Origin of the sequence: Burkholderia sp. BCC1996, assembly GCF_905339955.1 — a bacterium.
Taxonomy (GTDB): domain Bacteria; phylum Pseudomonadota; class Gammaproteobacteria; order Burkholderiales; family Burkholderiaceae; genus Burkholderia.
The window spans coordinates 360,094-370,802 of sequence record NZ_CAJPHM010000007.1 but is presented as its reverse complement, the minus strand read 5'-3'; the positions used below and the strand labels follow the sequence as shown (position 1 = coordinate 370,802).

The 10,709-nt window shown below is 68.4% G+C and carries 9 protein-coding genes; 3 read left to right on the top strand and 6 right to left on the bottom strand.

The features are described 5' to 3' along the window. Window positions 1-14 precede the first annotated feature (14 nt). Genes tagF through tssJ form a run of 5 tightly spaced genes read right to left on the bottom strand, consistent with a single transcriptional unit; the run spans window position 15 to window position 7,552 of the window. Complete coding sequence (tagF, locus tag U4Z64_RS13450; RefSeq protein ID WP_321820214.1) at window positions 15-710, bottom strand: type VI secretion system-associated protein TagF; 696 nt, start codon at window positions 708-710, stop codon at window positions 15-17. Then, window positions 692-4,321 (bottom strand): type VI secretion system membrane subunit TssM, encoded by a 3,630-nt coding sequence (gene tssM, locus U4Z64_RS13445; RefSeq protein WP_321820213.1) that lies wholly within the window; start codon window positions 4,319-4,321, stop codon window positions 692-694. The genes tagF and tssM overlap by 19 nt, the downstream gene beginning before the upstream one ends. Before the next feature lies 1 nt (window position 4,322). After that, the gene (locus U4Z64_RS13440) at window positions 4,323-5,642 is read right to left on the bottom strand and encodes a DotU family type VI secretion system protein (RefSeq protein ID WP_321820212.1); all 1,320 of its coding nucleotides are present in this window, start codon (window positions 5,640-5,642) and stop codon (window positions 4,323-4,325) included. Window positions 5,643-5,657: 15 nt separating this feature from the next. After that, the gene (tssK, locus tag U4Z64_RS13435) at window positions 5,658-7,040 is read right to left on the bottom strand and encodes a type VI secretion system baseplate subunit TssK (RefSeq protein ID WP_321820211.1); all 1,383 of its coding nucleotides are present in this window, start codon (window positions 7,038-7,040) and stop codon (window positions 5,658-5,660) included. Further along, window positions 7,037-7,552 carry a type VI secretion system lipoprotein TssJ gene (tssJ, locus tag U4Z64_RS13430; protein ID WP_321820210.1) on the bottom strand — a complete coding sequence of 172 codons (516 nt, stop codon included), beginning with the start codon at window positions 7,550-7,552 and terminating at the stop codon, window positions 7,037-7,039. Before tssJ ends, tssK begins: the two co-directional genes overlap by 4 nt. Window positions 7,553-7,633: 81 nt before the next feature. Between tssJ and U4Z64_RS13425 the strand changes: the two genes are divergently transcribed. From U4Z64_RS13425 to tagH, 3 genes are all read left to right on the top strand, one after another. Continuing rightward, complete coding sequence (locus U4Z64_RS13425; protein ID WP_321820209.1) at window positions 7,634-7,954, top strand: hypothetical protein; 321 nt, start codon at window positions 7,634-7,636, stop codon at window positions 7,952-7,954. Between the two features lie 226 nt (window positions 7,955-8,180). Next, complete coding sequence (locus tag U4Z64_RS13420) at window positions 8,181-8,567, top strand: TssQ family T6SS-associated lipoprotein (RefSeq protein WP_321820208.1); 387 nt, start codon at window positions 8,181-8,183, stop codon at window positions 8,565-8,567. A 47-nt stretch (window positions 8,568-8,614) separates the two neighbouring features. Continuing rightward, window positions 8,615-10,027, top strand: coding sequence for a type VI secretion system-associated FHA domain protein TagH (gene tagH, locus U4Z64_RS13415; protein ID WP_321820207.1), 1,413 nt, complete (start codon window positions 8,615-8,617; stop codon window positions 10,025-10,027). An 84-nt stretch (window positions 10,028-10,111) separates the two neighbouring features. Here tagH and U4Z64_RS13410 read toward each other — a convergent pair whose 3' ends face one another. Further along, window positions 10,112-10,708, bottom strand: coding sequence for a recombinase family protein (locus U4Z64_RS13410; protein ID WP_044848672.1), 597 nt, complete (start codon window positions 10,706-10,708; stop codon window positions 10,112-10,114). Window position 10,709 lies beyond the last annotated feature (1 nt).

The following is a 10,709-nucleotide window of genomic DNA, read 5'->3' as shown; positions in this document are numbered from 1 at the left end:
GCCGGCCGGCACCGTCAGCGACCGCCGAACAACGTCAGGAACAGCGCGTTGTCGGGCGCGCCCGTATGCGCATGCGTGCGCAGCGGCGAGCCGTCGGCGCGATTGGTCCACCAGAAGCTCGTCCCGCCGTGCGGATCGAAATAGCCGGACAGCCCGGGCCATGCGGCGAGCGCCGGCCGCTCCGGCAGCGTCGCCGTGATCCCGTCGACCACGTCCGCCGTCGGCCCGTCGCCCGGTGCGAGCCGCACGCGGTCGAGCGTCTCCTCGAGATCGACCGGCGCGCGCGCATGCCGGATCGCGTCGAGCAGTGCATGGCCGATCTGCCAGTAGAACGCGTCGGCGGCGTCCGGCAGCCGGTTCCAGTAATCGGCCGCCGGCATCGCCAGCGTGACGATCACCGGGTAGTAACGCCCGACGCGGTCGCAGCTCGGCGCGAGACAACCTGCCTGCACGCACGACGCGCCGGCGCCCGCCGGCACCAGGAAATTCCAGACCGGCGCGACCGTGTAGTGGCGCGCGATCTCGTCCGGGCCGCGCTGGCGCATCGCGGCCATCCCCTGCTGAAGCCAGCGTTCCCACCACTGCGCGAGCGCATGCGGCAGCCGGCTGTTCACGAAGTCGCCGGCGCCGGGAATCTTTCCGTACCAGGCCGGGGCGTCGCCATCGGCGCGCGCGAGCGGCGGGAGGCGGCTCATTGCTTCGGAGGGCATGTAAAGGACTCCATCTGGGGCAGCCTGAACGGATTGCGGACACTGCCCGCATTCACCTGCAGCACGAGCGGTTTGCCGTCGACGGTGAAGCGCGCGACCATCTGGTCCGACCCGCGCCCGGCCGACACGGCCGCGCGGTCGAACAGCCGGTGCAGCGCCCACGGCCCGCCGGTCGTGAAGCCGTCGGTCGCGCCGGCCTGCCCCGACACCTGCAGGCGCACCTGGTTGCTGCCGCGCGTGCCCGGCCAGTCCACCGCGCTCTGCACGAGCGGGCCGTGCGCATAACGGACGATCTGGCCGTCGACGTCGAGCACCATCTCCGTGAGCGACGGATCCATTTCGAGCGGCTGGATCTGCACCTTCAATTGCGCGGTGCGTGCGCCGCCGCCGAAATACACGTCGCGAATCACCGCGGCCTTCTCGAACGACGAAAGCATCGCGGCGGCCGCCGGATCGGCGTCCGCATTGCGGTTCGCGAAACGCCACGGGTGCGACGTCGTATCGACGATCGACTGCAGGTTCTTCTGGTAGAAATCGTCCATCAGGCCGCCCGGCGCGAACATCTGCGCGAAATCCGCCGGTGCGACGTCGCGCGACGATCCGCGCGCGAACGGGTAGCGACCCGCGATCGCCTGCCGGCAGAAATCGCCGACGTTCGCGCCGGCCCGCTGCGCGACGCTGCGCTGCTCGACGGTCGCGACGCTGCCGTTCGCGACGTTCGACAGGTCGTCGAGCACTTCACGGAACGGCGTGGGCAGCCGGCCGGCCTGCGCGCGCAGCCGCGCGGGCGCGTCGGACGGCGGCGGCTGGGCGCCGCTGCGCAGTGCATCGTCGGTGGCCGTCAGGTACGTATAGAGCGCGTCGATCGACTTCAGCACCGCGTCGAACGCCTGCGCCTGGTCGCCGCTGCCCGGCGCGAACGCGCGCAGTCCGGCGAAGTGGCTGTCGACCACCTGCTCGGGGCTCGCGGGCGCCGCGGCTGACGGATTCGCGTCGCTCGCGCCCTGCCCCGCGAAGATCTGCGACAGCGAACTGCGCGCCTCGTCGACCTTGTCCTGCGCGCGCGACGCGAGATTGCGCGCGCCGCCCGGCGCATCGCCGAGCGCCGTGTCGCGCGCGAGCGCGATCATCAGCCGGGTGAGCGGCGAATCCGCCGACGACAGCGCGCGCGCGACCTGGATGCTCTGCGCGAGCGTCGCCGTGCGCTGCAGCTTGAGGTCGGCGAGGTAGTCGTCCCAGATCTTCAGATAGTCGTTCAGGTACAGCTGGCGGATGTCGCGCGCCCATGCGGCGGCGTCGTTCGGCCCGGGGATCTCGGACAGCCCGAGATTCAGCACCCATACCTCCTCGCGCCCGTATGCGTCGACCTCGCCCGCGAGGCGCGGCGCGAACGCGTTCCGATAGCCGTTGCGCGTATACAGACCCGGCACGCCTTCCGACAGCGGCTTGCCGCTCTGGCGGCGGAACACGAGCGACGCGTCCGGCCCCACCGCGCGCGCGACGCTGAAATCGAACGCGGACGTCGCCGGCCGCAGCGTGCGCGTGAGCTGGCGATACAGCCGCTGCGAGAATGGCACCTGCCGCAGCCGGTCGCGTACGTCGGCCACGAGCCGCTCGTTCATCGGATACGGCGACACGGCCACCCGGTTGCCGAACAGCGCGGCGAGATGCGCGCGCAGCGCCGAGCGTTCGGCCGGCGAGAAATCGGGCGGCAGCGAGCGCTCCATTTCCAGGTCGACGACGGCCTGCACGAACGCAGGATCGTAATGCGCGCTGTCGTACAGCATCAGGTAGGCCTTCAGCGCCGCATACGCGTAGTCGGTTTCGTCCGGCCGTGCATCGCCCAGCGCGGCCTCCATCCGGCGCGCGGCGATCGGCAGCAGCACGTCGTCGAGCGCGCGCCGGTACACGGCGTCGACGGCCTGGTCGATCTTCTCGCCCTGAAACAGCCCCCAGCGGTACGCGAGCGGTGGATGCGAGCGGTCGACGCCGCCGGCATTCGCAAGCCCGCCGAGCGCATCGAGCACCGGCAGCAGCCGCGCGATGTCGGTCGCATCCGAGAACTTCGCGCCGGCGATCTGCGCATCGACGGCGGGTACCTGCTGCGCGATCCGGTCGAGATACGCGCGATTGTTCGCATAGCTGCGCAGCCAGGCAGCCAGCACGACCACGCTCACGAGCGCGAGGAGCGCATAGCCGGCGATCTGCAACACGCGCCGCTTCTGATGCCAGCGCAGGTCGCTGCCGGCGAGCGCGGCTTCGCGGAAGATGTGCTCCTGCAGCAGCGACTTCAGGAAGAAGCTGCGCCCGGTCGAGCCGACCTGGGCAACCGGCGGCACGCCCTCGATCTTCAGGAAGCGCTTGATGCCGCTCATTACGCGGTCGAACGCGGTGCCTTCCTGCGTGCCGCTCGTCAGGTACACGCCGCGCAGCATCGGCATCGGCTCGAAGCTCGACACGGAAAACACTTCGGCGACGAACTGGCCGAGCATGTCCTGCAAGTCCGCGACCTGCTGCGGCAGCAGGTACGCCATCTCGCGCTGGCGCGCATCGGTCTGCGTCGCGAGCAGTTCGGGCAGCCCGTCGTTCAGCCGCTGGTGCAGCAGCCGGTATTCGCGGTCGAACGCGGCGCGCAGGTCGAAGCCCGGCGCCTCGCTCTGCGCGAGCGGGAACGTGAAGCCCCACACCTGCGCGCATTCCGCGCGGCCGAAGCCGCCGAAATACTCGGCGAAGCCGGCCAGCAGGTCGGCCTTCGTCACGAGCAGGTAGACGGGAAACCGGATGCCGAGCTGGGCGCGCAGCTCGAGCAGCCGCTTGCGCAGCACCATCGCGTGCTGCGTGCGCTCGGCTTCCGACGCGCCGACCAGATCGGCGACGCTGATCGTCAGCATCGCACCGTTCAGCGGCTGGCGCGTGCGGTACTTCTTCAGCAGCTCGACGAAGCCTTTCCACTCGGCTTCGTCGAGTGCGCGGTTGCCTTCATGGGTCGTGTAGCGGCCGGCCGTATCGATCAGCACCGCGTCGTTCGTGAACCACCAGTCGCAGTGCCGGGTGCCGCCCACGCCGCGAATCGCGGCACGGCCGAACTGCTCGGCCAGCGGAAAACTGAGCCCGGAATTGACGAGCGCGGTCGTCTTGCCCGAGCCGGGCGCACCGATGAACACGTACCACGGGAGCTGGTACAGATACTGGCGCGACATCCGGTCGAACCAGCGCGCCAGCCCCTTGCGCGCGGTGTCCGCCTGCCCGAAGCGGACTTTCTTCAGCAGCGCCGCGGCCTCGTCGAAGCGGCTGCGCAGCTCGTCGAGCTGGGCCTTGGCCGGATCGTCGGGGTTGGCCGGCCCGGGCGCGGCCTCGCGCAACTGGTTCAGCAACTGCGCGTTCAGGCGGCTCGCGTGCCAGCTTCGCCACGCCACGCGTGCGCCCCACGCGACGAACAGCACCGCGATCGTCACCGCGCGCGCCCAGCCGCTCTCGAGCGGCCGGATCTCGGCGAACGCGAACAGCGGCCCGGCGAGCCACACGAAACACGCGAGCACGACGAGACCGGCGAAGGTCCAGATCTCCCGCGACGGCAACGGCCTGACGAAACGCGCGACGGCCTGGTTCATGTCAGTGCGCTCCCTGCGTCGCGCCGACGGCGGCACTGCCGGGCGCCGGCAGCAGCGTGATCTCGACGCGCCGGTTCAGCGCGCGATTCGCGGGCGTATCGTTCGGCGCGACCGGATCGAGCGTGCCGCGCCCCTCGGCCGCGAGTCGCTCCGGATGGTCGAGGCGCGCGGCGATCATGCCTCGCACGGCCTCCGCGCGCTCGCGCGACAGGTCCCAGTTCGACGCGAAGCGTGCCGTATGCACCGGCGTGTCGTCGGTATAGCCGGTCACGCGCACGTTGCCGGGCACCTGGTCGAGCGCATCCGCGACGCGTGCGAGCACCGGCGCGTAACGGTCGATCACCGACGTCGAGCCGGACTTGAACAGCCCGTCGCCGCGCAGCACGATCACGCTGCGATCGGCGTCGTCGCGCACCGACACGAGGCCGGCCGCGATCTCGGGCGCCAGGAACTTCGCGACGCGCGGCGCCGGCGCCGCGCGCGGCGATGCCTGGGCAGGCTGCAGCTTCGGCACGTGCAGCGCGTCGATCGACGCGAACAGCCGGTCCGAATGTCCGGCCAGCGCGATGCGCAGCCCGACGAACGTGCCGAAGCCGATCAGCAGCGCAAGCGCCGCGCAGACCCAGAGCGGCACGATGAAGCGACGCGACACGTCGCGCGTGACGACGTCGCGCCAGTGCGGCGACAGCGCGGGCTCGAATTCGCCGCGCACCGAGCGGATCGTGTGAGCCAGTTGCCAGCGCAGCGCGTCGAGCTCGGCATGACCGTTGTCGAGCACCCGATAGCGGCCCTCGAAGCCGAGCGCGAGACAGAAATACTGCAGCTCCAGCAGGTCGAGGTGCTGGCGCGGCTGCTGGGACAGGCGTTCGAGCAGGTGGAAGAACTTCTCGCCGCCCCAGGTTTCGTTGTGGAACGAGACGAGCAGGCTGTGCGACGACCACACGCTGCCGCCCCACGGCGTCAGCGCGGCTGCTTCGTCGAGCGCCGTGCACAGGCAGTAGCGCGCACCGATGATCGCCTCCGACGGCACGCCGGCTTCCTGCGCGCGCGCCTCGAACTGACGGATCTCGACGACGAGATGCTCGCGCAGCCACGCCGGATTCGGATGATGGACGGTCGAGCGGATCTGGGGCACGAGATTGAGCAGCGGGTTCGCGGCCGCGACGAGCGGGTTCGTGCCGCTCGCGGCCCAGCGTCCCGGGCGCGGCTGCGTGGCCGTCGGCCCGGCCGCACCGGCCGCGGCCGGCGGATGCATGCCGCCCGGATTCGGCGGCACGAATCCGCCTGCGCCGGCGGAAATCGAATCGGAGGAAGAATTCATCGCGCTGCCCCGCCCTCACCCGCGAATCGCCCAGAACTCCATCGAGAGCCCCGGAAATTCGCCGGCGAAATGAAATGCGAGACCGCCGGAGCGCGCCAGCTGCTTCCACAGGTCGCTGCCCTTGTCGATCTCGAAGTACGTATGACCCGCGTGATACGGGATCTGCCGCGGCGCGACCGGCAACTGGCGCATCGTGATGCCCGGCAGCTGCAACTGCACCAGGTCGCGGATCCGCTCGACCGGGCCGAGCTTCGCCTGCGCGGGAAACCGCGCGCGCAGGCTGTCGGCCGGCACGTCCGCGCGCACGGCCAGCACGAAGCCGGCCGTGTCGCGCAGCGCGGGATCGGCGAGCGTCGCGACCCGGATGCCGTTGCCCGCGTCGCGCAGCTCGATCTGGATCGCGTTTTGCTCCAGCACCGTCGACAGCGACCGGCGCAGCTCCGTCATCAATTCGGCGAAGCTCGTGCGCAGGTCGTCGTGCACGTAGACGACGAGCGATTGCGGGCGCCGGCCGGCCGCCGTGAACGTGCTGAGGTCGCATGCGAGCTTCAGCCAGTCGCGGAACAGCGCCTCCGGATGCGTCGCGACGTCCTGCTGCGCGTGCCAGGTCAGCGCCAGATAGCGGTTCACCAGTTGCAGCAGCAGGAAATCCGCGACTTCCGATACGCCGCCGCGCCCCGGCTCCGACAGTCGCTCAGCCAGCGCGTCGCTGCGCTGCGTCAGCAATCCGTGCAGCTCGCGCGTGTATGCGAGCAACGCCGCATCGCGCTGCGCGACCAGGCGCGGCGGAATGTAGCCGTCGTCGACGAGCAGCCGCGCGTCGGTGCGCCGCTCGACGATCCGCACGACGCCGAGCGCATGCCAGTCGCCGGTCAGCTCGGTGTCGAGCATCAGCCGGACGTTCAGGCGCCCCGTTTGGAGCAGTGCGGGGCCGAGCGCGACCGCGTTCGCATCGGCCACTTCGTATTCGCGCACGACGTAGCGCGCGACGTCCGCGCCGCCGTTACCGCCTGCGTCCACGCCGAACGACACCTCCTCGCCGCCGCCGCGCCACAGCGGCAGTGCGAGCACGACGAGCTGATCCTTCGCATCGGGCGGCACATCGAGCGGCTCGGGCAGATCGTCGGGATGCGTCAGGTCGAACGGCGTGCCGTCGCGCATCACGCCCGCCGCCGCGCGTAGCGCGACCTTGCCGAGCGCGAGCTGCTCCCGGTCGATCTCGAGGGTGTCGAAGCCCCAGTAGAAGCCCTGCAGCGGCAGGCAGCGCAGCGCGACGTAGCGCTCCCAGTGCCGCTCGAGCTGCTGGAAATGCTGCGGCCGAAGGAACATCCCTTCGGTCCACACCACGCGCTGGCGCAGCGCGGCGAGAGGCGTCGCGGACATCGTCGGTTCGGTCATGGGCGCCCCCGCGTGTCGTTCAGCGCGAGACCGCCGTTCCTGACCGCGATCGACAGCTTCAGCTCGCCGGGCGACGTCTGCCAGAACTTGTATACGTTCAACTGCTTCGCGCGCGGCAGCGGCACCGTCAGGCGCCAGCGGTTCTTGTCGAGCATCCGGTATTCGGCGATCACGCCGATCGCGCCGGCCTCGACGTTGCCGCGGTAATGCAGCGTGCGCGACTCGCCCGGGCGGAGGATCACGCGGTCGGTGCCGAGCAGGTCCGCGCCGAGGATATTCTCGGGTTTGTCCTGGAGCGAGAAGAAGTCGGCGCCGTCGAACGCCGATGCCGCGCGCAGCTGGAACACCTTCAGCACGATCGGCGAAGGCTTGCGGTTGAGGTCCGGATTGACGTCGGGCGCCACGTCGACCGTGATCGCATACGGCACCGCGGCGGCACGCTCGGTGGCGCCGCATCCGGGCAACAGCAATGCACATCCCAATACGATGAACCCGCTCGACCGCCAGCGCATATTTCACCCTCGCAGCGCAATAATCCCCCCGTCGATTTCCGTACGCGAAATCGACGCATCGAATTAAAAGGGGACGATTAATTGACCGGTAATTACGTGACCTGCATATCCTTCCACTCAAATTTCATTCGGCAATTTATTCTTGTAAAAAGACGGGTCAAATCTCCAATTACGGGACGGAATCGAAATTGGGGAGATGGCGATGAATTGATTTCTGTCATTTTGAAAAGTCGTGTTAATCCGGCCGGTTCGCCACGGCGGCCCGGTTCTATTGCATGGACACTTGCTGTATGGACGCTGAACCCAAGCCTGACGGCCGTCGGCGATGGGTGGCGACGCCCTGCGGGTCGTGTCACGCTGTTTGCGTTTCCCGAACGGCAGGCCGGTCTTTACGATCATTGACCGGCGCCGGGCAAACAACTGACGAATCCCAAAAAAGCACAGCGAACTATAGAATCGATTTTATGGATTAACAAGTCGAAAACCCGGAATTGATTTGAGTGGCAACTCGAACGCAATTTCCCAAGTTGAAACAAAACGTAACGGCGACATCACCGGCCCTGATTGGCACTAGAATCCAACAGCGCTTGTGCGCCACCTTCCAATAACGCAAATATTTCATTTCAAAATGAAAGGCCGTTCATCGATCGTGATTTTCCTCGGCGCCTTGCTGCTGGGAATCGGCGGATGCAGCACGTCGCCCACGCAGTCGGCGGCGCGCGCCGCGGTCGACAGCGCGCGCGCGGCGTATGGCGCCGGCGACTACGGACGCACGATCGCGATCCTGAGCCGAGCGAAGGAGATCGACGGGGCCGATACCGACACGCAGGTCGCCGCGCACAAGCTGCTCGCGTTCAGCTATTGCGTGACGAACCGCATCGCGCAGTGCCGCGCCGAGTTCTCGAAGATTCTCGACCTCAACCGGCGCTTCGACTTGTCCCCGGCCGAGAAGGGACATCCGGTCTGGGGGCCCGCGTTCGAGTTCGCGCGCCGCAGACATGCGTCGTCGTCCTGACCGAACCGGAATCCCCGCGAGCGTTTCCTTACCGAGCGACGTGTGACATGCAACTGATCGTGATCGAACATGCTGGCGAGCCGGTCGAAAGCGACTCCTACGACGCCGTCGTGTTCCACCCGCCCGGCGGCACCATCGGCCGGGCGACCGACAACCATCTCGTGCTGCGCGACGACACCCGGCAGATTTCCCGGCTGCAGGCCCTGCTGCAGGTCGGTGACGATGCGTGCCTGCTGAAGAACCTGAGCAGCGTGTCGACGATCGAGGTGAACCGCGAGCCCGTCGGCTACGCACAGGAGCGCCCGCTCAATACCGGCGACATCATCCGCATCGGACCCTACGTGCTGCGTGCCGAGCGTGACGACGGACATGACGCGCCGGTCGTCGACATGCCCACCGCTGCTTCCAGCGCGCGCGCCGACCTGCGGGGCACGCCGGGAACCGCCGCACACGCACACGTCGACGCGAAGACGACCGGCAACCGGTTGTGGGGCCTGCTGCAGGATCGCCTCGCTCCGCGCGGCAAAGCAGCGGACACCGGCACGCGATCCGGCACGGCGGCGCGCAGGGAGGCGGCGCAGCCCGCGAGCCGCGCCGCGCCGCCGGTGCCATCGCAACGCGATCTGAATCAGTTATCGACCGACCCGCTCGACTTGTTTGTACCGTCGTCGCCCGATATCGGTGGATCGGGTTCGGCGTCTCCGTCCGAACGCGGCAAGGCGGATCGCGGCGCGTCGTCCGCGACGCAAGCCGATCATGCGCCCGAGTGGGCGCAGCACGTGCGTGTGCAACCGGCGACGGCGCATGCCGAGCCACGTCCCATCGATGAGCCTGCACCGCAGGCGAACCGCGTGCCGACGCCCGATGAATTGCTGAACGCGTTCTTCGCGGGCGCCGGACTCGATACCGCCGCCGAGTCGCATCAATGGTCGGCCGAACAGCTGTACATCGCGGGGCAGTTGCTGGCGCTGTTCGCGAACGGCACGGTCGAGCTGCTGTCGTCGCGCAGCATCCTGAAGCGGGAGGTGAAGGCGCACATGACGATGCTGCTCGATCGCGAGAACAATCCGCTGAAGCTGCTGCCGGACGGCGGCGCCGTGCTGCGCCAGATGTTCGGGCTGCCGCTGCCCGGCTTCATGTCGCCGCAGAGCGCGGTCAGCGACGCGTTCCAGGATCTGCACGCGCACCAGATCGGCATGGTCGCCGGCATGCGCGCCGCGCTGATGGACCTGCTGACGCGCTTTTCGCCGCAACGGCTGCGTGAGCGCGACGATGCGATGCGCTGGTACGAGAAGCGCGTGCCCGCGCTGTACAAGGCGAGGATGTGGGACCGCTACGCGGCGACGCATCGCGACACGGTGTTCGCGATCGAAGACGATTTCGCGTCGGTATTCGGCAAGGCGTTTCTCGCCGCGTATGACGCGGAAGTGGAAAGCTATCGCGGCAGCAGCCGGCATTGAGCGGCGAGCGCGTCCTCGGGCTTGTCGAAATCGCGGATCGCCGCGACCGGGCCCGTCACGCTGCGCGACGCGCTTGCGCACCCGTCAGTCTTCCGTAGCGGCAGTCGCGGAAGACGCCCGTATCCGCATGACGGTTTGACGCGAGGTGCCGAATTTACGTGCGACCTCGCTGACCGACAGGCCTTTGTCGAGCGAACGCATGACGCGCTCCTGATCGTGGCGCGACAGCGAGGCTGGCCGGCCAGTATGCTGTCCGCGTTCCTGCGCGAACTTCAGGCCGTTCTGGCTGCGTTGGCTTCTCGTCGCGATTTCCATCTGGACGATCGCGCGCAGCGTTTTGACCGCTTGCCGTTCGGGACGGCCTGCGAGGTCCACGTTGCCGAGCTCGACGCACAGGACGGAAATTCCTTTGTCGCGACATGCCATCAACGTCGAAAGTACATCGCGCGCGCTGCACCCGAGCGCGGAAAGTTCGAGTACCACCAGAGAATCGCCGGGAGCAACACGCCGCAAGAGACCCTTCAGTTCCGGCCGACCAGCTGCCGCGACGTATGGGTGCACATGTTCGATCGCGGTGCGGCTGAGCACGACGGTGTAACCGGCCTTGTCGAGCTCGAACAACTCCTTTTCCGGATCCTGACGATCGACTGGTTTGTTGAGGTAGAAATAAGTGCGAGCCACG